Origin of the sequence: Flavobacterium sp., assembly GCF_039595935.1 — a bacterium.
In the GTDB taxonomy this organism is placed as follows: Bacteria; Bacteroidota; Bacteroidia; order Flavobacteriales; family Flavobacteriaceae; genus Flavobacterium.
This window is the reverse complement of record NZ_JBCNKR010000006.1, coordinates 2,904,403-2,929,647: the sequence shown is the minus strand read 5'-3', so window position 1 is coordinate 2,929,647 and position 25,245 is coordinate 2,904,403. Positions and strand designations below refer to the sequence as shown.

Annotated in this window: 21 protein-coding genes; 11 read left to right on the top strand and 10 right to left on the bottom strand. The window is 35.8% G+C overall.

Annotation, left to right across the window (positions count from 1 at the left end; all coding sequences use genetic code 11):
- Positions 1–153: 153 nt before the first annotated feature.
- The 4 genes from ABDW27_RS22470 to ABDW27_RS22455 form a co-directional block, all read right to left on the bottom strand.
- On the bottom strand, positions 154–1,767 hold the full coding sequence (locus ABDW27_RS22470; protein ID WP_343697964.1) for a glycoside hydrolase family 32 protein: 1,614 nt from the start codon (positions 1,765–1,767) through the stop codon (positions 154–156).
- Positions 1,730–3,088 carry a sugar porter family MFS transporter gene (locus tag ABDW27_RS22465; protein WP_343697963.1) on the bottom strand — a complete coding sequence of 453 codons (1,359 nt, stop codon included), beginning with the start codon at positions 3,086–3,088 and terminating at the stop codon, positions 1,730–1,732. The genes ABDW27_RS22470 and ABDW27_RS22465 overlap by 38 nt, the downstream gene beginning before the upstream one ends.
- Before the next feature lie 230 nt (positions 3,089–3,318).
- The gene (locus tag ABDW27_RS22460; RefSeq protein WP_343697962.1) at positions 3,319–6,057 is read right to left on the bottom strand and encodes a substrate-binding domain-containing protein; all 2,739 of its coding nucleotides are present in this window, start codon (positions 6,055–6,057) and stop codon (positions 3,319–3,321) included.
- Between the two features lie 971 nt (positions 6,058–7,028).
- The gene (locus ABDW27_RS22455) at positions 7,029–7,373 is read right to left on the bottom strand and encodes a helix-turn-helix domain-containing protein (protein WP_343697961.1); all 345 of its coding nucleotides are present in this window, start codon (positions 7,371–7,373) and stop codon (positions 7,029–7,031) included.
- Positions 7,374–7,476: 103 nt separating this feature from the next.
- Between ABDW27_RS22455 and ABDW27_RS22450 the strand changes: the two genes are divergently transcribed.
- From ABDW27_RS22450 to ABDW27_RS22435, 4 genes are all read left to right on the top strand, one after another.
- Positions 7,477–8,304: an SDR family oxidoreductase gene (locus ABDW27_RS22450; RefSeq protein WP_343697960.1), complete on the top strand. Its 828-nt coding sequence runs from the start codon at positions 7,477–7,479 to the stop codon at positions 8,302–8,304.
- A gap of 219 nt (positions 8,305–8,523) precedes the next feature.
- Positions 8,524–9,543 (top strand): alpha/beta hydrolase, encoded by a 1,020-nt coding sequence (locus ABDW27_RS22445; protein WP_343697959.1) that lies wholly within the window; start codon positions 8,524–8,526, stop codon positions 9,541–9,543.
- A gap of 71 nt (positions 9,544–9,614) precedes the next feature.
- Complete coding sequence (locus ABDW27_RS22440; protein ID WP_343697958.1) at positions 9,615–10,448, top strand: SDR family NAD(P)-dependent oxidoreductase; 834 nt, start codon at positions 9,615–9,617, stop codon at positions 10,446–10,448.
- Positions 10,449–10,491: 43 nt separating this feature from the next.
- Entirely contained in the window at positions 10,492–11,406 is a 915-nt protein-coding gene (locus ABDW27_RS22435; RefSeq protein WP_343697957.1) for an AraC family transcriptional regulator, read from the top strand.
- 185 nt (positions 11,407–11,591) lie between these two features.
- Here ABDW27_RS22435 and ABDW27_RS22430 read toward each other — a convergent pair whose 3' ends face one another.
- Positions 11,592–12,119, bottom strand: coding sequence for a GNAT family N-acetyltransferase (locus tag ABDW27_RS22430; protein WP_343697956.1), 528 nt, complete (start codon positions 12,117–12,119; stop codon positions 11,592–11,594).
- 783 nt (positions 12,120–12,902) lie between these two features.
- On the opposite strand from ABDW27_RS22430, the gene ABDW27_RS22425 reads away from it, so the two are divergent.
- A complete protein-coding gene (locus ABDW27_RS22425) occupies positions 12,903–13,661 on the top strand; it encodes a phosphatase PAP2 family protein (RefSeq protein WP_343697955.1) in 759 nt (252 codons plus the stop codon).
- A 51-nt stretch (positions 13,662–13,712) separates the two neighbouring features.
- Here ABDW27_RS22425 and ABDW27_RS22420 read toward each other — a convergent pair whose 3' ends face one another.
- Together ABDW27_RS22420 and ABDW27_RS22415 are read right to left on the bottom strand one after the other, a co-directional pair.
- Positions 13,713–15,140, bottom strand: coding sequence for an SDR family oxidoreductase (locus ABDW27_RS22420; RefSeq protein WP_343697954.1), 1,428 nt, complete (start codon positions 15,138–15,140; stop codon positions 13,713–13,715).
- A gap of 10 nt (positions 15,141–15,150) precedes the next feature.
- Complete coding sequence (locus tag ABDW27_RS22415) at positions 15,151–15,834, bottom strand: SDR family oxidoreductase (protein WP_343697953.1); 684 nt, start codon at positions 15,832–15,834, stop codon at positions 15,151–15,153.
- A 663-nt stretch (positions 15,835–16,497) separates the two neighbouring features.
- Between ABDW27_RS22415 and ABDW27_RS22410 the strand changes: the two genes are divergently transcribed.
- The 6 genes from ABDW27_RS22410 (at position 16,498) to ABDW27_RS22385 (ending at position 20,508) form a co-directional block, all read left to right on the top strand.
- Positions 16,498–16,917, top strand: coding sequence for a hypothetical protein (locus tag ABDW27_RS22410; RefSeq protein ID WP_343697952.1), 420 nt, complete (start codon positions 16,498–16,500; stop codon positions 16,915–16,917).
- Positions 16,907–17,596, top strand: coding sequence for a VIT family protein (locus tag ABDW27_RS22405; protein ID WP_343697951.1), 690 nt, complete (start codon positions 16,907–16,909; stop codon positions 17,594–17,596). The genes ABDW27_RS22410 and ABDW27_RS22405 overlap by 11 nt, the downstream gene beginning before the upstream one ends.
- Positions 17,597–17,704: 108 nt before the next feature.
- Positions 17,705–18,139, top strand: coding sequence for a thioredoxin family protein (locus ABDW27_RS22400; RefSeq protein WP_343697950.1), 435 nt, complete (start codon positions 17,705–17,707; stop codon positions 18,137–18,139).
- A 40-nt stretch (positions 18,140–18,179) separates the two neighbouring features.
- Entirely contained in the window at positions 18,180–19,073 is an 894-nt protein-coding gene (locus tag ABDW27_RS22395) for an FAD:protein FMN transferase (RefSeq protein WP_343697949.1), read from the top strand.
- Positions 19,074–19,120: 47 nt separating this feature from the next.
- Positions 19,121–19,303: a DUF4266 domain-containing protein gene (locus ABDW27_RS22390; RefSeq protein WP_313771890.1), complete on the top strand. Its 183-nt coding sequence runs from the start codon at positions 19,121–19,123 to the stop codon at positions 19,301–19,303.
- A gap of 20 nt (positions 19,304–19,323) precedes the next feature.
- The gene (locus tag ABDW27_RS22385; protein ID WP_343697948.1) at positions 19,324–20,508 is read left to right on the top strand and encodes a DUF3570 domain-containing protein; all 1,185 of its coding nucleotides are present in this window, start codon (positions 19,324–19,326) and stop codon (positions 20,506–20,508) included.
- 440 nt (positions 20,509–20,948) lie between these two features.
- Here ABDW27_RS22385 and ABDW27_RS22380 read toward each other — a convergent pair whose 3' ends face one another.
- The 3 genes from ABDW27_RS22380 to ABDW27_RS22370 all read right to left on the bottom strand — a co-directional run bounded on the left by ABDW27_RS22380 (position 20,949) and on the right by ABDW27_RS22370 (position 25,227).
- On the bottom strand, positions 20,949–22,442 hold the full coding sequence (locus ABDW27_RS22380; protein WP_343697947.1) for a DUF1254 domain-containing protein: 1,494 nt from the start codon (positions 22,440–22,442) through the stop codon (positions 20,949–20,951).
- Positions 22,443–22,821: 379 nt separating this feature from the next.
- Positions 22,822–23,631 carry a hypothetical protein gene (locus tag ABDW27_RS22375; RefSeq protein ID WP_343697946.1) on the bottom strand — a complete coding sequence of 270 codons (810 nt, stop codon included), beginning with the start codon at positions 23,629–23,631 and terminating at the stop codon, positions 22,822–22,824.
- Between the two features lie 144 nt (positions 23,632–23,775).
- Complete coding sequence (locus tag ABDW27_RS22370) at positions 23,776–25,227, bottom strand: DUF1254 domain-containing protein (RefSeq protein ID WP_343697945.1); 1,452 nt, start codon at positions 25,225–25,227, stop codon at positions 23,776–23,778.
- Positions 25,228–25,245: the final 18 nt, after the last annotated feature.

The following is a 25,245-nucleotide window of genomic DNA, read 5'->3' as shown; positions in this document are numbered from 1 at the left end:
TAAGGTTATTTTAATAGTTAGTGATGTTTTACTGCCATTCCCTAGCAGTTTTTTTATTTTGCAAATAGATGCAACGAGCCTGAAAGAGATTATCCTTCTAACGGTTGTACGATTTGTTTTTGGATTGAATTAGAAAAATTCTATTCGATTTTCTTATTGCTTTTTATTAATGTCTAATACTTGAATAATCCCATTTTTTAGTTCTATTTTCTGCTTTGAAGAAATAGTAAGGGCTGAAAATGGTTTGTTCAGGAAAAAGATCTCCGTCATCACTTTCTCGCCATTGTTATAAAAAATTTCAATTGAAGTTTTATCCAGAATAATTTTAAAAGCGACATTTTTTTGGCTTCCTTTCAAAAATGCTTTGCTTACTGGTGTCGCAAACTTATCCGAGAAATCAATTCTTCCCGCTTTAGAACGATCAATGAACAAATAATTTTCTTTATTGTTTAGACCAAAACTTAAAGATTCTCCATTTGCATTTGAAAGTGTAAAAGTATAATCTTCCTGTTTCAAGTTTTTTAAGTCTAAGCTAACAACTGCCTGTGTTAAATCTGCTTTTCCGCTCTCAATTAAATTAATTTCTTTACCGTTTAAACTTTTTGTTTTAATTGTTTTAGAAACATAATTATTGATTTCTTTTACGGGTTTGCTTACCAAATTATAACAAGTTCCTTTTTTAACCAATTGCAGTTCGCGCGGAATTGTGGTGCTGCTTCTCCAAGTCGTTGTTGGAACCTGCTGTGCATATTCCCAGTTTGACATCCATCCGATAAATAATCTTCTTCCGTCTGAAGACGGAATATTATTCCATGTCACTCCTGCATAATTATCTTTTCCGTAATCTGCCCAAACTGCTTTTTCGTTTTGTACTCTTTCAGCAAAACCGGCGTCCATAGTAAATGTTTTTCCATCAAAATCGCCAACAAAATATTGAACTCCGGAACCTCCATTTGGCCCGCCGGGATTCAGATTTACTATTAAAACCCATTTGGTTTCCTTTGTTCCTTCCACTTTTATTTCGAAGAAATCAGGACATTCCCAAACGCCGCCATGAGCACCGATATTTTTTCCGAATTCAGCTGCAAATTCCCAATTTTTCAGATTTGACGATTTGTAAAACTGTATTCGATCCTGTGCGGCCAAAGCCATGATCCATTGTTTGTGTGTCTTGTCCCAGGATACTTTTGGATCTCTAAAATCTCTAATTCCAGGGTTTTTCACGACAGGATTTCCTTCCTCAAATTTCTGCCATGTAAAACCATTATCGTTAGAAAAAGCAATATCCTGCTGTTCCACATCCATTTTGCCTGCTTTTTCCTTTGTCACATCATGCAACGTATAAATGGCAACAATCGGAGCTGTTTTTCCTGTTCCTAAGCCAGATGTGTTTTCCGTATCGACAACAGCACTTCCTGAAAATATATATTTGTCCTTATCTGGGTAAAGCGCAATTGGCTGTTCTTCCCATTTAATTAAATCTTTAGAAATCGCATGTCCCCAATGCATTGGTCCCCATGTGTTTCCATCAGGATAATGTTGGTAAAACAAATGATAATATCCGTTGGCAAAGAACATTCCATTAGGATCGTTCATCCAGCCTTTTTTTGGAGTAAAATGAAAATGTGGGCGATACATTTGTTCTTCCGCTGTGTTCGATACAGTTGTGGCAACAGTTTGTGCAATTGCAAAAGATGGTTTTAATCCTATTATCGACAGTAAGGCAGCACTATAAAGAGCTAACGGCAGATGTTTCTTTGATTTCATTTTTGTGGTTGTTTTTGTTAGTTAGTGTTTCGCTTAAAGCTTCTAAAGAGAGTCCTTTTGTTTCCGGCATTAAAAACATCACAAATAATAATTGCAATACCATCATCAATGTAAAAATAAGGAATACAACTTCGGGGCCGATTTCTGAGAACAACATCGGAATTAAAGACGGAATAATAGCTGCCAAAACCCAATGTACGGAACTTCCAAACGCTTGTCCGGATGCGCGAATATGATTTGGGAATATTTCGGAAATAAAAACCCAAATTACAGCGCCCTGACCAATTGCATGTGAAGCAATAAAAAGGAAAAGAAAAATAGGAACCGATAAACCTCCCCAATTGTAATAAAAAGAAGCCGATACTAATCCGAGTGAGATAATATATCCAACAGAACCAATGTACATTAACAACTTTCTTCCTAATTTGTCGATTAATGCCACACCAATTAAGGTGAAAATAAGATTTGTAACTCCAATTCCGATACTGCTTAGCAATGCTGTATTTTGTCCTAAACCAGCTTCTTCAAAAATTCTTGGCGCATAATAAAGAAATGCATTAATTCCTGAAAACTGATTGAAAAAGGCAATTAAAAAAGCCAGAATTAAAGGGAAACGATATTTCTTCATGAAAATGTTTTCGTGTTTGGCAACACCGTTTTCACGGGAATCGTCTATTAAGTCAGTAATATTTGCAGACGGATCAATCGTATATAAAACTTTACGAGCTTCTTCGTCACGGTTTTTAGACAAAAGCCATCTTGGACTTTCGGGAATAGTCAAAATAAAAAGAATATAAATTAGAGAAGGAATTGCCTGAACGCCAATCATCCATCTCCAGGCATTTTCGCCAATATCTTTTAGAAGGTAATTAGATATAAAAGCAATTAAAATTCCTAATACAATATTAAACTGATACAAGGCTACCAATCTTCCGCGTTTGTCTGCCGGAGCAATTTCTGATACGTAAGCCGGAGCAGCAATAGTAGAAGCACCAACTCCTAAACCACCAATAAATCTAAAGGCAGCAAAAACAAACGGGTCATTAGCGAAAGCGGCACCGATTGCTGAAGCGAAATATAAAATTCCAATCCAGAACAACGTTTTTTTACGTCCTATTTTATTAGTTGGGATTCCTCCAAAGATTGCACCAACTACAGTTCCCCATAATGCCATTGCCATAACAACTGAACCATGAAAGGCATCTGACGAGTGCCACAGAAGCTGTAATTGTTTATCAGCTCCAGAAATAACTACGGTATCAAAACCGAAAAGAAAACCTGCCAGTGCAGCAGTAACAGACCAAATCAATATCTTATTCATTGTACATGTATTAAAAACTTGTTGCTAAGATATCTGCAAAAAAAACAACTTATTTTTAATGATGTTACAATTTATTTCTATAAATATTGATATTTTAGCATTTTAAACCCAAAGCCTTTATTTACAAGATTTTACGTAAATTAAAAAACTTTTACGAAAACCATGTAGTTTCAATTATGTTACATAACCTTCAAAATTGATACTTTAAATGAAACAATTTTAAAGACAAATTAGCTTGACGTTTTATATTCTTTAGGAGAAATTCCAAATTTATTCTTAAAGGCTGTAGAAAAATAGTTTGGAGAAGAGAAACCTAATGAGTACGCAATTTCAGAAATATTCATCTCATTTGCCTTCAAAAGTTCTGCGGCTTTCTCTAATTTGATATTATTAATATGATCGCTAATATTAATTCCAATAATTGCTTTCACCTTTCTATACAGCTGAACTCTCGAAACGCCCAATTTGTCCGCCAAATCTTCAACTGAAAACTTTGGATTTTCGACATTCTTTTTAATGATGTCATTCATTTTGGTAATAAATGACTGTTCCTGATTTCCAAACTTAGATTCAGGTTCAACTCTGTAAATATTATTGGTGTAATAATAACGTAGTTTTTCTCTGTTGAAAAGCAAACTCGATAGCGATTGTTTTAGAATTGAAAGACTAAAAGGTTTTGTCAAATATTGATCTACTCCACTCTGCAACCCTTTTAGAACCGATTCTTTATTGCTTTGAGCCGTTAGAATTATAATAGGAATATGTGAAGAACGGAGATCTTTCTTTAGTTCTTTGCTAATTTCGTAACCATCTTTATCTACTAAATTAATATCACAGATAATAATGTCTGGAATAATTTCTAAAGCCTTTTCAATCGCATCGCTTCCGTCCGAATTATAAACTACATATTCATTGGAAAGTTTGGCTTTCAAAAAGTTAACCAGATCTACATTGTCTTCTATAATTAATAGCGAATGTTTTTCAGCATCAGAAATTAGGTTTGAATTTTTTAAATCGGGTTCTATGTTTAAATTATCGGTTATTAAACTTGGAATACTGGTTAGATTTTCCACTTTCTGAGTAATCTCTGCTGGTTGCAAATGACTGCTTCCTTTTAATAAGGTAATCACAAATTCACTGCCTTGTTTTGATTTCAATTCAATCGTTCCCTGATGCAAAAGCACAAACTCTTTTGAGAGATGAAGCCCAATTCCTGAACTATTCTTATTGTTATTTGAAGCCCTGAAAAAGGGATCAAACACATTTGAAAGTTCATCATCAGGAATTCCAATTCCGGAATCTTTAAAATGTATTTTGACTGTATTATCCTGATTTTCGACAATTGAAATACTAATTTTACCATTGTCAGGCGTAAATTTAAAGGCATTTGACAATAAATTGAAATACACTTTATCCATTAAACCGCGATCAATAAACAGTTCCAAATTTTTGTTTTTACAAACCAATTGAAAATCAATATTTCTTCGGGCCGCTTCGCCTTTAAAGTTTGCCATGACTTCGTTTGTGAAATCGTAAATCTTTGTATTGGAAGCTCTCAGCGTGAATTTTTGCTCTTCAATTTTCCTAAAATCCAGTAATTGATTGATCAATCGAAGCAATCTGTTTGAGTTCTTGTGAATCAGTTTTACTTCATCTATCAATGCGGTACCTTTAATTTTCTCATTTTCGATTAACGATTCCACATAACTCATTATTAGTGTAATAGGCGTTTTAAATTCATGCGAAAGTCCAGTGAAGAAATTCAGTTTTGCTTCGTTGCTTTTATCTGCGATCTGAGCCATTTCCTGAATTTCATTGTTTTGGTCAATTACAGTTTGATTGATTCTTTCCAGTTGTTTTTTCTTTTTTGAAATCGAAATTGTAGAATAAATACTGTAAATCGTCAAGCTCAAAATAATTACAAGAAAAAAACTAAGCAGTCTTACCAAATTATTCTGCGAAGCATATTCTCTTTCCTGTACTTTGATTGCTCCTTGCTGCGATTCGATAACCAACTGTTGCTGATCGACTTTATCCATTTGGTTTTCGATAATTTCAGCATTGTTTTTGTCAATAACAATCGTATTTAGAATGTTGTTTCTTGGGATTGACTCATTGTTGTACATTTTCAGCGCCAGCTTCAGCGCTTCATTTCCTCCTGTCGGATATAAAATGGTTCCGTCAAGCACACCGTTTTTTACTAGCTCAATACCGCCATTTACGGAGTTCAGGGCATCCACGCCAATAAACTTGATTTTCTTTTCAAGCCCGAGGGTTTTGGCAGTTTCCCAGGCGCTTAAAGCCATTCTGTCGTTATGAGCGAAAATATATTCAATATTTGGATTTTGCAGCAGAATTGCCTTCAAAGGCGCCTTAACAGATTCTTTTTCCCAGTCGCCCTGAATGGTGTTTACAATCTTAAAACGCTTATTCTCGTTGATAATCTGATTGAAACCAAGTGTTCTTTCATAAGCTGGAGATGATCCGCTGGCACCAGTGATTTCTATAATATTACCGGAACCTTTACTGTGCGAGATAATGTAACGACCAGCGATTCGGCCAATTTCAATATTATCGGCTCCGAGATAAGCCGTATAACTTTCCCCTTCAATTTTGCGATCGACAATAAGAACAGGAATTCCCGCTTTCATCGATTTTTCTACAACTGCCGTTAATGGTTTGGACTGAATTGGCGATACAATAATAACATCCACTTTATTCGAAATAAAACGTTCGATATCTTCGATTTGTTTCGCAACGTTATTATGGGCGTCTTTGATTGTTAAATCTACTTCAGGATGCAAGGAAGCTTCAATTTTTATTGAACTATTCATTTGCTTGCGCCAATCATCGGTCGTCATCGCCTGTGAGAAACCAACTCTAATTTTGTCACCCTGTTTTTGTCTACAGGAGATTAAACTTAAAGATGCCAAAAAGAGCATCAAAATATATTTTACAAATTGATACATGAAATTTTGAGTTTTGTAAATAAAAAATAGGCATTTAAAATGCATTCTTTAATCTAGTTTGTCTAAACAATTAGGAAGGATTATTTTTTAAATGACAAACTGGAAAAGGTGTATAGTTTAAAAAGTAAAATTAAACTTTTATTTCATGTACACAAATGAGCAAACGATATATCTGATGCGATATAATAAAAATACTTATATTCATTTAATCAATTTAGAATCAAATAAATTTTCGATTGAATCCTCGACAGGGCATCTAAACCAAATTTACAAAGCCAATGGAAGACAGATCCTAAATATAGTAAGCCAATTTCTTCAAATCATCCAAAAATGATGTTGTAATTTGTCCTGTCGAGGTCACTCTTAAAAAAAAGTTAAAATGAAAGTTTTAGCTTTTTTTTTTGGCTTTTTTCTGCCTATTTAACCAGTTATACCTCTAAAAATAAATGATTTGGGTGCCCTATAGAGTTGGCCTTACTGGAATCAAATCGCTTCAAAAACACTGTAAATGTGGTACTTACAAAAATCCCTTGTCTTTATATTAACAATAATTTAGGTTTATGGAATTTGAGGAAGAAAAGGTCATACGAAAGTTACACTCTCAGAAGGTTCAAAAAAATACTTAATGATGATGAAAAGGATTTTACTCTGGAACAAGCAGCAGAAATTTTAGATTTTCTACAAAAAATAACGGAAGATAAATAAAGTATTAGGGATTAGTTGCAGAATCGGTGTATTTAGTTTAATATACAAACCAAAAACACTCAAAAAATGCGACTTATAAGTTTAAGTTCGAATCATTACGTCATCAAAAAATGTTATAGTATTCAATAGTTTTAGATTAGCGGCAGAAACGTGGCACAGCACAATTTGAAAATCTAAACCATAAGGTCAAAACTTAACAAACATAGGTTTGATTATATTAAAATACTCGAATTTCCTCTCTAGATGACAGCAGATATGAGATAAAATCATTTCATTTTCATTCTTCCCCTATGTTGCTTTCCCCACTGCTCCATTGATTCCAGTACTTCAGTTAAGGTATGACAATATGCCGTCAGCGTGTATTCAATTCGTGCTGGATAATCATCATAAACTTTTCGCGAAATCAATTCGTTTTCCTCAAGATGCCTCAATTCTTTTGACAGTACCCGATTTGTAATTTTAGGTATAGAAGAAAGAATTTCATTGAATCTCTTATTTCCATGATAGATTGAAATAATAATGGGCAGTTTCCATTTACCGCCAATTACATATTGCGTGTCTTGTACAAATTTGATTTTATCTTCGAAATTTAATTCTTCTCTAATGCCCATTTAAGTATCCTTTTGTATACAAGTATCAAATGTATACCATTTTATCGATAATTTTGATTTGTATAAGCAACAATTAAACATATAGCATTAAAAAAAAAGAAAAATGGAAACAAATAGTAAAGTCTGGTTTATAACTGGTGCTTCTAATGGCTTTGGATTAACATTGGTAAAACAATTATTGCAACGAGGCGATAAAGTTGCAGCGACTTCGAGAAATAAAGCCAGTATTGAAGAAAAAACAGGCAAAAATACCAATCTTCTTGCAATTACTTTGGACATAACTAACGACGATGAAGTGAAAACAGCAGTTGAGCAAACTGTAAAAACATTTGGCAAAATTGATGTTGCCGTTAACAATGCCGGCTACATGCTTCTTGGCGCACTAGAAGAAGTTTCTGCAAAAGAATTTCAGGATTCTGTCGGGGTAAATATAATTGCCTATCAAAACGTAATTAGAAACGTAATGCCATATTTCCGCAAACAAAAAAGTGGGCATTTTTTCAATTTTGCCTCTTCTGCGGGGTATTCAGCCGATGCTTGCGCGGGGAGTTACAACGCCGTTAAATCTGCTGTTATAGGCTTCTCAGAAGCTTTAGCCAAGGAAACCGGGCTATTTAATGTAAAAGTGACCATTGTTTCTCCCGGACTTTTTAGAACAAATTTCCTAGGTGCGTTTCCGACAGCTCAAAATACTATTGAAGTTTACGGCACGCAGCATTTAGTTGATGCGATGAATAAATTTAACGGTAATCAGCCGGGAGATCCTGAAAAACTGGTTAAGGTATTGATCGATAGTGCAGGGAAAGATAATGCTCCTCTTCATTTAATCATGGGTACAGATTCTTACGATAGAGCCCTTAAATATTACCAGTCTCAGATTGAAAACCTAAAAAAGCTAAAAGAGCTAAGCTGTTCAACAAATTTTGAGTAAATTCCTGTATATGAACACAATCCTAAGAGATTTGGATACAGCCGGCCTGTTCATATTTCACAATTTTGCATTATAATTTAGAAGGGATAATTATCAGGTAATTTGGAACATTTGATGATAATTACGGAAGAAAGAATTAATCTATAAAAAATGCGCAAAACAAATCAATTTTTTCGGAGTAGTAATTTGAAATATAATACTCTAAAAGTAATTATTGCCATGTGTGTTTCCACTGCCGGATTTTCCCAAAATAAACTAAATAGTAATTTAAAAAGCAATAAAATGAACAATCATCAAAATGTCCTGTCTGTTGATTACGGACAGCTGAAAGAAGGGAAAAACAGCTTATACTTCATGAGCCAAGGTTATAAATTGGCCGGGGACTTGTATCTGCCTAAAGATTTTAATTCAAATAAGAAATATCCAACAGTTATATATACTCGTGTTGGTACGCAGGTAAAAGAGCAGACAGGTGCAACCTACGGAAATAAGCTTGCTGCAAAAGGTTATGCATTCTTTGTCTTTGATCCCAAAAATTTTGGAGACAGCGAGGGAGAAGTCCGAAATTATGAATCCATTCACAATATGGTTCCAAACACTACAGATGCAATAAGTTTTTTGAGGACCTTAACTTTTGTGGACAGGGAAAAATTTTATGGTCTCGGAGCCTGCGCAGGAGCTCCTTACATCTGCAATGTTGCTATAGGAGATACCCGCATTAAAGCAGTAGCGACGCTGGTTGGTAATTTTGATGCCGCAGCTAGCTTGTTTGGTGCTTACCCGAAAGAAATGCTGGATAAAATGCTGCAAACTGCGGCAGAAGCAAAACAGAAATATTATGAAACGGGCGAATATGAGATGGCGCCTATTTTCGGCGGGATGCCTCTGCCTCCGCCGGACACAGCCTCTAAAGCAATGAAAGACGCTTATGGATATTATTTTCTTAGAGCAGGACAGGATAAATGCCCAAACTATACTACAAATTATCCTACGATAGGCCTTCCTGTTGACCCTTCAAGAGTATTTATGAACCAGGCAAAGTTTTTTACTACTCCTTTTTTAGTTATTGCGGGCAGTGAAGCCTTTACACATGATATGGATAGAGAAGTTTACGAAATGGCAGCAGGGAAAAAAGAATGGATGGATATCGAAGGTGCCTCACATATGGACTTATATGACAATGATAAATACCTTGATCCTGCAATGGATAAGGTTGATGATTTTTTTAAAAAATACTAAATAACCCTCATAGGATTGAGCAAAAACCAATCCTATTTTTTTAAAGCGTATTAAACGAAACAATAATCGGAATGGAAAATCAGAAAATATGGTTTGTCACAGGTGCTTCCAAAGGAATGGGACTGCTGCTTACCAAATTGTTATTAGATAAAGGACATAAAGTTGCGGCAACATCGAGAAGTTTAGATTCGTTAAAGAAAAACGTCGGTACACAAAACCATCATTTCCTTCCTATTGAATTAGATATCACTAATAGTGATGATGTCAAACAGGCAATTAATGTAACTATCAGCTACTTCGGAGGTTTAGATGTCGCTGTCAATAATGCAGGATTTTCATACATAGGAAGTCTGGAAGAACTGACAGACGCAGAATTCAGGGGAGCCCTGGATGTAAATTTATTCGGAACCGTCAACGTGATTAGGGCTTCAATGACTCATTTTAGAAAGCAGAGGTCTGGCCGCATAATTAATATTTCTTCTGCCGCCGGATACCTTGGGGGTCCAAATATAGGGAGTTATGTGGCATCAAAATTTGCAGTAGTCGGCCTTACCGAGGCACTGGCTATGGAATCTGCACATCTAAACATCAAGCCTACAGTAGTGTTACCCGGTTCTTTCAGAACCAATTTTTTAGGTGATGATTCTCTGAATTATGCTAAAGACCCAATTGATGAATATCAGAGTTCGAATACGTATAAGAGTTATGCAGAAAGAGCAGGAAAGCAGCCCGGCGATCCGATAAAGCTGACTGCAGCTTTGGTTGAGCTGGCAGATATGAAAAAACCTCCCGTTCATTTAATTTTAGGTCCTGACAGCTTTAAAATGATAATGGATAAAAGGGAACGTGATTTAAAGGAGTTTGAATCTTTTAAAGAAATATCATTATCTACAAATTTGCAGTAAGTTCCCAATATAAAAAATATTTTTATCAAATAGCATTCAAAATATGAAAACGGAAAAGCCTTATAATATAAAATCAATATCAGAATATCATGCCTTGTTAGGTATTGGAAAACCACAGCATCCTTTGATTAGTTTGATCAACCATGAAGATATTAAAAATTTAACTGACGAAAGGCTTAAAAGTAAAACCTATGAATTCTATACAATTAGCAGGAAAATACATTACGAAGGTACAATGAAATATGGACAGCATTACTATGATTTTCAGGAAGGGGCAATGGTGTTTCATGGACCTAATCAGGTAATTGTTTCTCAACTGGCCGACAATGTAAATTTACAAGGCTGGACACTGCTGATACATCCCGATTTCATAAGAACCTATCCACTATCAGTGAAAATTGCTCAGTTTGGCTTTTTTTCATATGCAATAAATGAAGCTTTACATTTATCCGAAACAGAATCAATTACTATAGAAGATGTAATGAACACTATTCGTAAAGAATACAGTTCACGCATAGACATTTACAGTCAGGATATACTTATTTCACAAATTGAAATGCTGCTGAACTACTGCAATCGATTTTATAATCGACAGTTTATAACACGTAAAGCAGCAAACAGCGACCTTCTAATAAGCTTTGAAAAGCTTTTATCAGACTATTTTCAGAGCGAAAATCTTTCCTTAAAAGGTATTCCTTCAGTTCAATACTTTTCAAGTGCATTAAATATGTCAGCTAATTATCTTGCTGATATGCTGCGAAGTCTAACAGGTCAAAGTACGCAGCAGCATATTCATGAAAAACTAATTGAAAAAGCGAAAGAGATTCTGGCCTCAACAAACATGACTGCTACTGAGATTGCCTATGAATTAGGTTTTGAATATCCCCAGTCGTTTAGCAAATTATTTAAGAAGAAGACAGGTTTTACGCCTCTGGAATATCGCCAGTCATTGAATTAGAGATTTTTTATAATAGGTATTCAAATTAGCAGAGAAAAAGTATTTCCAATTATATAATAGAATAAAATAAATTTTATAGTAATTGATAAAAATAACATTATCCATATTGTTTAATGCTGAACTATTATCAAGGCGGGTGCATACTATATTATAGATTAAGTTCTGCAAACTTCACTTCATGAATGTTACTTTACATCTCGCTTCATAATAACCATTCTTTTAAATTCATCTTTCAAAAAAGGATAAGACAAATCTGCTTCTCCAATGGTTAAGAAGTCTTGTTTTTGATAAAACTTTACTGCATCTGCAGTCTTCATTGCTTTCAGCCAGATATTTTTTTTCTTTTCGGAAGCCGCTAGCTCTAAAACCATTTCAAGAGTAGACTTTCCTAAACCTTTTCCTGCAGCCTCTTTTAAAAAATATAATCTCTCAATTTCTAAACTATCATTATTTATTGCTCCGTTAAAAGATTTACTATCATTGATTTTGAGTACACCCACTGGTAATTTCTCACTATAAATAAGAAAGAATCGAGTATTGTTATCATTCATTTCAGAGAATATTTTTTCTTTTGTGAAACTCATATTCATATAATTTTCACCATTATCAGTCCATAAATAGGTATAATGCTCCACATATGACTGTCTATATATTTTCAAAATCTGAGGAATATCATCTTCTGAACAAATTTTGTAAATAGTTTTTTGCGTCATGCTAATAAAAGTTTTTAATCTTGATTTTTATAAAAATATAATTACTTGTTTATTCTTTTACTGATCTGTTGAGTTTTTGTATTGTTCCATTTTATTTTATTCACAATGAAAGAAAAATAAATATTTACTTCAGTAAACAAGATGTAATGAGTTACATAAATATTCTCACACCAAAAATTAGCAAATATAATGATCTTATTTTGTCCTGAATAATACCATACCTTCTATTTAATTTTGCATTAACCGATCTAAATATTTTATTTTAATAACGCATTGTATAATTAGATTTAAACCTTATTTATAAATTAAAATCACATCGTTTAGCATTTTATAACGTTTAGCCCCTACGATACATACAAACCGCTTAGAAATGAAAATTCAAAATAATTATCTTACAAATCCAAAACAGCAACCAAAGAGCTGAGATTACAATTTGTTTTAGCAACAGACACTACCGCCTGAGGTTCTTGAGATTAATTATCATCATCATTACTGCATGAAATACTGAAAAAAGCAATTAATTTAAATTTGATCATTTTCATAATATTTTTTTTTGATTTGTCATACGAAGTCAATTATTTTTTGTTTAAAAAAGCTATAAAAAAAATTAAAAAAAATTAAACAAAATTAAAACTTTAACATTTTTAAATCACTACAGTTCAAATAGTTATAATTAATAAAACTAAATACATATTGATTTATATACTATACTTTTTAATAGATTAAAAAAAGTTTTTTTTTCGATATTTATACTTATATTTAGTTTCACTTATAAATCAGACAATGAGAAAACTGCATATGATTTTAGTTGCGCTAATGCTTTCACATTATATCTGTGCTCAAAATCAGGTTAGTGATAGTATTCAACCTGATACGGTGCAAAACATAAAATTCAGCTATAAGCAGCTCATAATTCCTGGAATTCTGATTGGATATGGTTTTTGGGGAATGGAAAGCGGCCAGATAAAAAGTTTCAATTTTCAGATTCGCGAAGAATTAACCGAAAACATCGACCGTAAAGTAACAATAGATGATTTCTCCCGATATGCGCCTGCTGTTTCTGTATATGCGCTGAATGCTTTTGGTGTTGAAGGCAAGAACAATCTCAGAGACCGTTCTGTAATTTTAGCAACTTCTACAATTTTTACGGTCGTAACCGTTTTTGGCTTAAAATCGATTACAAATGTTGAAAGACCGGACGGAACTTCAAATGATTCTTTTCCCTCGGGACATACCGCAATTGCTTTTGCTGGAGCTGAATTTTTATATCAGGAATATAAAGATAAATCTGTTTGGTATGGTATTGCCGGATATGCTGTTGCTGCAGGAACAGGAATTTTTAGAATGTACAATAACCGGCACTGGCTAACCGATGTTGCTGCAGGAGCCGGAATCGGTATACTAAGCACTAAAGCAGCGTACTGGCTAAATCCATACATAACCAGAAAACTGTTTCATAAATCTGAAAATAAAACTACTTTCTTCCTGATGCCTTCTTATGATGGTCAATATTTTAGAATTTCATTGGCAAAAAGTTTTTAAATACTGTCAGAAAAAAGGAACTTAAAGACACTTTTAAATTATTTATTTATCTTATTTCAGGTGCTGATCTGTTAATTTATTAATCATGCCGTTAAAAATAAAACCATGAAAAGGCAGCACAGCATACCAGTACAGCTTTCCCGCAATCCCTTTTGGCCTGAAGGTTGCAGCCTGATATAAAGTATCGTTAAAAATTTTAAATTCCAGCCAGGCATCACCGGGCAATATCATTTCGGCAAACAGAATTAGTTTTCCCTGCTCTTTATCAGCATAAACAACACGCCAAAAGTCAAGTACATCTCCAGCATGAATATCATGTCTGTTTGTTCTGCCTCGTCTTACTCCTACACCTCCAAAAATTTTGTCTATAAAACCCCGAAGGCTCCATAACCAGTCTGCATAATACCAGCCAGTCTCTCCGCCAATTGACCAGATTTTTGCGATAACTGCGTCCCGGTCTTTAATTTTTCTTTTTCTTCTGTCAATAAAACAATCTTTTTTAGGCACTTTTAGATAATATCCTACGCTTCCTTTAAACCGCCCGCTGATTTGCGAATCCTTCCAGCTGGAAGCTACAGCATCTTCATCAATTTTTATCAATGCGTTTTGCAGCGCCTGCTGATATCTTATAGGTCTAATATCCAATAAATCATTTATTCTATTATCCCTGCAGACCACTTCTACTTTCATACTGCTTACTAAAGCTGATGCAAGTTTAAAAGAAGTAGAGGTTATGAAATACAGCCAGTACGAAGATAATTTTGGCGTCATTACAGGTAAGGTAAAAATGAATCTTTTGAGTTTTTTAACCTCAGCCAGTTTTAAGAGCATTTCTTTATAAGAAAGTATATCCGGTCCGCCAATATCAAAACTTTGACTATATGTTTTAGGATTCAGCAAGGCTTTCATTAAAAACTCTAAAACATCAGCAATACCAATAGGCTGGCATTTGGTGTTAAGCCATTTTGGAGTAACCATAACCGGCAGTTTATTAATTAAATCCAGCATAATTTCAAAAGAGGCACTGCCAGATCCCACAATTATTCCTGCTCTGAGGGCCGTAACAGGTGTGGTTCCTTTTTTTAGAATTTCCTCGACTGCTTTTCGGGATGACAAATGCTTAGACAATGACTTTTCATTTACAATACCACTTAAATAAATAATCTGTTCTGCGCTGGTCTTGTTAATTTTTTCTCTGAAATTAACCGCCGAAATACTTTCGAGTTCATCGTAATTTGAAGCTCCTGACATGGAATGAATTAGATAATAAGCAGCATTAATATCAGCAGGAATTTTCTCTGTACTCTGCTGATCCAAAAAATCAACTTCAATGAGCTGTATATTTTGCCTGTATTTTCCTCCGTAATAAAATCTACTTTTATCCCGTACACAGCATATTACTTCGTGCCCTTGTTCAAGAAGCAAAGGCAGAAGTCTTTTGCCAATATATCCTGTTGCACCGGTTAGTAGAATTTTCATTTCTTAAAAATTATAATTTAAAACTCACCAGTCCATAATCCATTTGAAAAATCTGGCCCGAAATTGATCCGGCGGCTTTCGAAATGAGATAATCTGCCATCTGTGCTGCTTCCTGAGGTTTCAAATAGCTTTTTAGTGGATGACGCTCAGCCATATTCTCTTTCATGCGGTCATTTCTCAAAATAGAAGCAGACAACGAAGTTTCGGTAATCGTAGGCGCAATAGCATTAATACGAATTGTAGGAGCCAGCTCTGCTCCTAATGATTTAACAAGACCTTCTACCCCTCCCTTTGCAGCGGCAATACTGGCGTGAAAAGGCATTCCCAGTTTTACTGCAACAGTACTAAAAAGAACAATTGACGGATTTGTTGCTTTTTTTAAAGCGGGAAGATAATGCTGTATCACTTTTACGGCGCCAATAACGTTAATTTCAAAATCATTTCTAAAATCATCAGCATTTAAACTTAAAATAGGTTTCAGGTTTATAGATCCCGGACAATAAATAAGCGAATCTATACTTTCAATTTCGGGTAGATTATCTTTCAAAACGTCTGCCGTATAATGGATTAAATTAAGATTAGAAATTTCAGGAGCACTCCTGCTGATGTTATAAACCTGCTTATTTTCTAATTGGTGCGATACTATTGCACTGCCAATTCCTTTACTGCCTCCAATAATTAATACTTTTTCCATTTTTAAAAATTTAAATTAAAGGTTTTTACTGACAGCTTAAAGGTAATAATTGTTTAACTTTTATCAAAAAATATTAAACAAAATAAATCTAATTAATTATCTTAGGACTGGAATTTTTCATTTTTTGAAAGTCAAAACACTTATTCATAAGAATACAAAACACAATAACTTTTCTGTTATTGAACTCGATAGTATAAATAAATAGTTCTACAATCATCATCTAATTTTGATTTGAATAGTTTTATGATAATTGTTTAATTGGGTCCAGTCAAATTAGAATATTATAATTCTCATCCAAAAGCAAAAGCAAAAATCACATGGCATTGTAAATGTCATCCTGCCAATTCTTATGCTCTTTTCTGGAAAAAATAAGATACAAAGGGCATTACGGTCTAAGATAATTTCCCGAGTAAAAGAATTTTGCAACATCAAGTGCCTATTTAGATTGGGCCAATTGCGTATTTCGGGTATACATAAAAAACTATTATGTTAACTAATTTCCAATAAAAAAAACAAACAGTCATTTGCTGGCCGAAATCATAAGCTAACTTAAGGATTAAATGCCTTTGATAATAAATTCTATAAATTTAGAATCATTCTATTGTCCGAAGCGTGACAAGCTTGGACATTTTGAAGTAATTTTATTTAAAATTACAGCTAATAATGAGCAGTGAAGGAATTGAAAAAATGGATCTGAACAACGCTCTTGCAGCAATAGATAAAAAAATCAGCCGATTAAACGACCAGAAAATAACGGCGCTGTTTGAATCTCTCGGGCTCCTTGAAAGGGAGGACACGCCTAAAGATTACCTGAATTGGGAGACAATTCTCGTTGTGGTTCCCAGCCGTGGCATTTTGGAAGAAATAAAGAAATATAAATACTCCATATTGCGGATTTCTTTTGTCATAAATACCAATTCAGACCGGATTCGCATTTATGATTTCAATGAATGGAAAAACAGCACGCGCAATAAAACACAATTTCAAATAAGGGAATTGCTGAGAAGCAATTTTGGAGGCGTTCCTAAAACCGCTGAAAATCGAGACTGGGTAAAACTAATGAAAAAAAAAGATGGAGACTGAAATTCATTACATCAATAGAAGCGGATGGCTTAGGGCTGCCGTACTGGGAGCAAATGACGGAATTCTTTCCACCACAAGCCTGGTTATCGGCGTTGCAGCGGCAAGCGTGACCAGAGAGCCCATATTATTGGCGGCTGTTGCCGGAGTGGTAGCCGGTGCCCTTTCTATGGCAGCAGGCGAATATGTATCCGTAAGTTCCCAATCTGATGTTGAATCAGCTGATTTGGAAAGAGAAAAAATGGCGCTTCAAAATATGCCGAAAGAGGAACTTGAAGAATTAACAGAAATTTATATCCGAAGAGGATTAAATGAAAAATTAGCCAGGCAGGTAGCTTCTGAACTTATGGCCCATGATGCCCTTGAAGCACACGCGAGGGATGAACTGGGAATTAATGAAATCACGCAGGCCAATCCCCTTACTGCTGCCCTGGCATCGGCAGTATCCTTTATTGTTGGAGGTGTGCTTCCGCTTTTAGTGGCCATTTTCGCTCCAATAAATGAAATGATTTTCTATCAATATGGCTTTTCAATACTCTTTTTGGCTTTTTCTGGAATAATGGCCGCCAAAGCGGGCGGGTCTAATATCTGGAAAGCTGTTTTGCGCATTTGCATTTGGGGGACTTTTGCAATGGCGGCTTCGGCACTAGTCGGATATGTTTTTGGAGTTCAGACTGCTTAAAAAACAAATGATATCTGCCCTGAAAATTAATCCAATCTTAAGCGAGCAAAAAAAATAAGATCGCCAACTATTCGTTATTTCGTATATATCTAAAAACAAATCCGTCAGATGAAACTAATCACGTTGTTTCTGTTATTAGCAGCGCTTTCCATAAACTGGGAACCTGATTTTAATAATGCAAAAAAAACTGCAAAAGAAAAACACAAATTAATCCTCTTGAATTTCTCGGGTTCTGACTGGTGCGGGCCTTGTATCTTGACGAGAAGGGACTATCTGGAAAGCGCAGTTTTTACTGCTATGGCAAATGAAAATTTAGTATTGGTCAATGCTGATTTTCCCAGAAAAAAGAAAAATATTGGAACTCCGGAGCAAGTAAAGCGAAACGAGGATTTAGCCGAAATTTATAATAAGGAAGGAAGTTTTCCTCTTACGCTTCTTCTGGACGCAGATGGCAAAGTAATCAAAACCTGGCATGGAAAACCAGAAAAGACTCCTGATGAGTGGACAGCCGAAATAAAAGCGATCTGTGAGAGCCGAAAATAACATATCTGAAAATCAAAAATATTCCGAGTCCCTAAAACTCATGGGCAACAACTTTACCATTACGGTTGTCGCCCATAATGAGAAAACAGGAAATGAGAATATCAGCCTGGCCATTGAAGAAATCAAGCGGATTGAAAAACTTCTGACTACTTACAAAGAAGACAGCCAGACCAATCTGATCAATCAAAATGCTGGAATTAAGCCTGTCAAAGTAGATCTGGAAGTTTTTAATCTTATCGAAAGATCGATAGGGATTTCTAGAATTACACAAGGTGCATTTGATATTTCTTACGGAAGCATCGACAAAAGTCTTTGGAATTTTGATAAAACAATGACCAGCCTTCCTGATGCGCTTACAGCAAAAAAGATGGTGCATCTTATTGATTACAGAAACATAATTCTGGACAAAGAAAATACAACTGTATTCTTGAAAGAAAAAGGAATGCGGATTGGTTTTGGAGGTATCGGAAAAGGTTATGCCGCCGAAATGGCAAAAAAAGTACTGCTTAAAAATAATGTCCAGAGCGGGATTATTAATGCAAGCGGAGATCTTTCGGCCTGGGGACTGCAGCCAGACGGCCGGAAATGGACCATCGGCGTGGCAGATCCCGATTCGCCAAACGCAGCATTCTCCTATATGGAAATCTCCAATAAGGCAGTGGCAACCTCTGGAAATTATGAAAAGTTCGCAATAATTAACGGCAAAAAGTATTCTCATACTATTGACCCGAAAACAGGACTGCCGATAAGCGGAATAAAAAGTGTGACCATCATAGCTTCAAATGCAGAATTTGCGGATGCAATGGCAACTCCAATAGCGGTTATGGGCATTAAAGCCGGTCTGTTTTTAATAGATCAGATACCAGATCTCTACTGCATCATCATAGACGACAACAATAAAATTTACACTTCAAAAAACATTAACCTGAAATGAAAAAGCCAAAGCAAAAAAATCTCGTGCTTCTATGCAGTATTGCTTTAATGGGCATACTGTCCGCGTCCTGTACTTCGGTAAAGGAATATCAGAAAGGAAAAATCAATGATTCTGAAATGGTACTTTCTAATAGGAAAATCGAAAAGACAGAACTCAGTTTTCAATCCTACCGTGAAGGAGCTTCCGGGGCAAATTCAGGAAAAAGCGGCGGTGGCTGCGGCTGTAACTAATTTTCACACAATCAAAAAAAATGAAAAGAATATTCATTACAGGATTTGCCTTACTGGCTTTGTTTCAGACAAGAGCGCAAAATGTCCCTGCTGATTCTACGGGTTATAAAAGCAAAAAATTAAAATTGGAAGAGGTAAATCTGGTTTCCAGTTACTATAAACAGGACGGAAATAATTCGGCTGTTACCGGTGGAATTGGCTCTGAACATCTTACTGATATTGCGAATACTATAGATGTTACGCTTGTAAAATATGGTGAAACCGGAATAAAACATACCCTTGATATCGAGGCAGGTATTGACCATTATACTTCTGCATCATCAGATATGATCGATTTGAGCGCAAATTCGTCTGCTTCATCTTCAGACAACCGCTTCTACCCTTCCCTGACTTATCTGAGGGAAAATGAAGAAAAAGGAAGAACACTTGGAATCGGCATTTCATCATCTACCGAATTTGATTATCAGTCCTTTGGAGGAAACATCAGCTTTTCCCAAAAAACAAAAGACAGGAATGGTGAATTTACTGCTAAATTCCAGACATTCATCGATCAATTGAAACTGATTATGCCAGTAGAACTCAGACCGCCTGGCCAGGAAGGCTACGATAGCGCCAACCGTAATACTTTTGCAGGAACTTTGAGTTATTCTCAGGTTATAAATAAAGATCTTCAGGTCATACTTGTTGGGGATGTTATCAGCCAGAACGGCTATTTAAGTCTTCCTTTTCACAGGGTTTATTTCCAAGATGGTTCTGTCCATCAGGAAAAAATGCCCGATACACGACTTAAAATCCCACTGGGGATCAGAGCCAGTTATTTTATGGGAGACAATGTAATTATCCGTGCCTATTATAGATATTATACTGACGACTGGAGCTTAAAAGCGCATACAGCCGATCTTGAAATTCCGGTGAAATTAACTCAGGCTTTCTCCCTGAGTCCATTTTACAGGTATTACACCCAGAGCGGAACGAAATATTTCAAACCATACGGGGAACATACTGCAGCTGATGAATACTACACCAGCAACTATGATTTGTCTAAGTTTGACAGCAGTTTTTTCGGAATGGGAATGAAATTTACCCCGCTTAACGGAATTTTTGGCCTTAAGCACTGGAATACCTTGGAGATACGTTACGGGCATTATACCCGAACCACCAATATGACTTCGGATATTATCTCCATTAATATAAAATATAAATAGTCAAAGTTAAAAAACGCCAGCATCAAGTAAAATTCCTGTCCTAAACAAATTTTGATATTTATTTAGTACAAAGATTTATATAATTTTAAATATTATTTGAATCAAATTCTTGTAATAATAAATCAAATAATCTTATGGATTTTAATCTAATAAATATTCTTTAAAGATTCAATTATATTTAAATAACCTTTTTAACTTTTAACCTCTACGATACATACAAACCGCTTCTAAGTGAAAATGCAAAATAATTATCTTACAAATTCACTTTAAAATAAGCTAATTTCTTTAAATCATTCATGAAATGGTTTGTAAATTGTTCAGTAAGGTCACAAAGCCAAATGGCGCCAATTGAAGACAATTAGCGCCATTCTTATTTTATCATTTTATCATTTTATCATTTAATCCTTTTCGATAATGATATCTCCGTTTATAGTTTAAAACTATTTTGCTATTTTTATTATAGCTGGCGGAGTCCATTTTCCATTTACTACTTCCTCCTTTGGCCAATAAGTACGGAGATAAAGCGAAAAATCTCCTTTTTCAACAGCCGGGAGCCAGTTGTTTTGGGTTTTCGCATCAGTCGGAGCTGATTGAATATAAATGGTCAGCGAACCGTCCGAATTGTATACCATTGCCTTGTTCTTTGTTCCCAATGAATATCTGTTGAGCTTATTAATCTCAAAAAAGTGATGCTCATTATATAGTGTAAGCGACCAAAATCCATTAACAGGTGGCAGCTGCCCTTTAGCAAAAGTAATTTTATATTTGTTCAAGCTGTTCAATCGGATACCTGCTGAATCCAGATCCTGATAAAAATAGCGTGTTTCATTAGGTGCATTAACCAGAATATTTGATTTGGCAACCGCGGTCCGCGTGAAATAATCCGTTCCCCACGACGCGCCGTTTGTTACCCCTGACCAGTGAAATGGCAATTGGATCCCCCAGTTGCGGAATTCCATTAAAGGCTTTATTACCTGATGCTCTGTTTCAACAGCTGCATCGATCATCGCCTGTTTCAGTTTTGGGTCTTTCTTGGCGGCTTCCATTACAGCAAGTATTTGCTTGTATTTCGCCTCCTCGCCTGGCAATGGCTTTGCATCTGCCAGAACAATAGGCAGCTCTTCAAAGAATGTCTGGGGGTTTACCCATACAGCTTCTTCTTTCCCTGAGCTGCCTCCGGGAATTTTTTTAATATTGGCCCAATCAATAGTTTTCATTTTGCCGTCATAATCAGATAAGGGATACATTACCACTGATTTCAATACCTCCTGAATTGCTTTTCTGTCTTCTTTCGTGTCATCCAAGAAAACGCGGGGTCCCACCAATCCAGTGTTAGTGGACGAGCGGAAAACTTCTATTATTCCTTTCGGCACCTCGCCTTTCCAGTTTGGTCCTGCCAATAAATAAAAGCCCGGTTTATTATCGTACATCTTTCCCAATTTTGCGAAGCTTTCTGTCCGCAGATCAACTATCTGGTATACCCAGAAACGCTCGCCAAAATCAGGCACTTGTATTACCACCGGCGACTGGTCCAAGGCAAGGCATCCAATACCGTAAACCACATCTTGATTTGGACAGGCTACAGCGCGTTCCGTAGGTATCACATAATCGGTAAGCATGGTAAACTGATTGAGCGGAGCCATTAAAAGAGGCCCTGACAAGGCCAGCTCTTTTACATCCTTGAAAGCCATTCGGCGGTTGTACATGTTTACTAATGGCCATGCCCAAAAATAGGCATCTTTAGCCGCCAAAGAGGCATATTCCCGGGTGATTTTTACATTCGTGTCGGGACCCGTTGGCAGCTGACGTACTGCTTGAGCTGACGTTAGGCTGTCAATTCCATAAGAATTTGATGCTTCCGCATCACTGTTTTTATTTTGACTGCATGCCGTCAAGACAGCAATTAAGATCAGGCAAATGAGTTTGTTTTCCATTGGTTTAGCAATATTAATTATTTGACCTCTTCTATATCTCCAAGTGTACATGCCTTCTCAAAAAAAGGCTTTTCTGGGCCATAAAGCTTAAATAATACTTCAAATTTTCCTTTAGGATCCGTTGGGATCCAATTTGATTCTTTACCTGCAGGGGATTTTATAATCTCTTTCACAACAAAAAAACAAATGCCAAAGAGTACATTAGGTTATACAAAAAACAAGATAATTTCGAGTTCGGGACCCAGCCCTAAATGCCGCTTAAATGACCTGTAACTTGTAGTCCTACAGGGAAATCCTGAAGCTTTTGTCATCATTTTGACTGTAAACCATTCCATTCGGATATTTCCAATCCAGTTTTTCCCAGCTTCTTATCGTGCAATCAAAAAATGACTTGAAATTGAAAAATAGCCTGCCAATTTCCGATTAAATCTGGTCTCACTACATTATAAAAAGCTTGAGCGCCTGCAGAATAAAAAAGTTTGCTTTTTTGTCCTATTTGGAATGTTTTTCCTGGGCCTCCGCCAATGGGAACCAGCCATTTATCATTGTCTGATGCCAGCCAGTTGACTTCAACCGTAGCATTGCTTTCAATAAACCATCCTTTAGAAAAGTTATAATAAGCGATATATTGAATACTTCCTGAATTTACTTTATTTGCTTCATCACCTCCGAGCGACCAATAGTTTTGCGCTACAATTCCGCCTGAAAATTTATCTCCTGCTAGATACAATAAAGCAGTTGGCCCAATGCTCAATTGGTTGCTTCCCAAAGCTGGATTTGTTCGGGTAGGAATTTGCATTGCTGGCCCTATTCCCCAACTAAATTTTCCTTTTTTCTGAATGCTTGAAAAATAACCGTTAAACAATATATTTCCCATTCCTCCTTCATGTGTACCCCCAGGAGTTAAAGGCGGTACACTTTGAAAAGGAATAATGGTATACGTTATTAATTTTAGATTACTTCCTAATTTAAAAGGATAAACGGGTTGTATCGAGAATGAACTTGCTGTGCCATCTGCAACGGGCAATAAAACCTCCTGCAGAAAAACACTTCGCAAACCACTTACGGGATCTTGCCTTTTTTTGCTCATTTCTTCGATAGAAGTTTTTTCTGGTTCATTCTCTTGGCTGAAAACCGGAAGCCAAAAGAAACTAAATAAAAAGATTAAAATATATGATTTTAAATTCATTGCTTATCATTTTATTAGTCATGTAGGTTTAACCAAACTATTCAAATTTTTCAAAATCGCCCGGCACCCAAGAGTTATCCAGTGCTTTTTCGGTTGGGCCATATAAACGTAGAATAGCGAAATAGCCTTTGCCCGGAATTGTTTTTAGCCAATTTTTCGTTTTACCCTCTGGTGCTTTTGGACCAACATATAAATCAGTAGAACCGTCTGCATTTTGTACCGGTTTATCTTTTGAACCAAGTGAAGGGAAAGGTTGTCCATTAGCATAACCAGAAGCATTTCCGCTTCGTAAAGTGTTAGCGACCAGAAATTAGCAGCCGGAACATTTGCAGGAAGTGTTACTTTGTACGTTGTAGAAGGATTAAGGTATTTGCCTTCTTTATCGCGGAAACCTACCACATATTTAGCACCTTTACCCGGTGTTTGCGATGCCATTCCAGGACTCCAAGAATAATAATCCGTAAAGAACCATATACGTGTATCAAGATCCATATATCCTCCTTCTTTACGTTTCCAGTCTAACTCTTTCGTAAAAGGCCCAGAAATATTATCGCGAGTAGCGCCAGTCATTGGATTTACCCATTGGCGATCAGGATACATTAAAAACGAACGTCCACTAACTTTGTTGCTCATACCTACTACACGACTCATTCTATAAGCGGCTTTGGCTGCTTTATCAAGAATATCCTTAGTATGCTGATCAGGATTAAAAGGCTGTCCTTTTATTATACCCAATGAAGCCAACATTCCTAGCCAGTCTGCTGAACCAACGTTTGCAGAATCTTCTGTATCAACAAGATGTTTTAATTGTTCGAATGCTGAAAAATCACGAGCCGGAAGCATATTCGCCTTTACACCCGAAGCATCCGGAAATTTCATTGGCAATGCACTGCTTTCTTTACCCAAAGGATAAATTTTAGATTTCTCTACCAAAGAAACTGCAGGTGTCAATTCGGTAGGCAATTCATAAAAAGAACGAAGGAAAATAAATAGATTATTAGTTTGCGAACGATACACAAAATAACCTGAAGGTACGGTTCCTTTGTAATTTGGTGGCAATATCAAAAATTTACCTCCTTTACCCGCATCTGGACCAAAAAAGCCAAGATCTCCAAAATATTTGCCTCCATCTACTGGAATTGGACGTTGCCAAAAATCCAATAAAATTCCTTGCAACATGGGCGGTGCTTCAAAAACGATTGGTCCATCTTTACCCAGATCAACATAACTCATTGCATAAATAACATCTGAATTGGGTGTTGTTACTAACGTATTAGCATCCAATCGTTTTTTCCATATTGGCAAAACATTATAGCCTGCACCAAAGTTTTTTTCTGAACCTTCTTTCATACTAATTGTATTGATTAAAGGCAAAGCCCAAAGATAGGTCTGGCAAGCGCGTTGAAATAATAATTCATCTGCCAAAGTTTTTGCCTGTTCTTCTGTTGGACGGTTTTCTTCAAAAGACATATTGGCCAATTCATCAAATTTTGAACTTCCATCTGATGAAGTGGTTTGCGTTTCTGTAGTCTTATTTTCCTTGCAGCCTATAAATAGTGCAATTGATAATACTGCCAATACAATTTTCTTTTTCATAAGGTAACTTTTTAATAT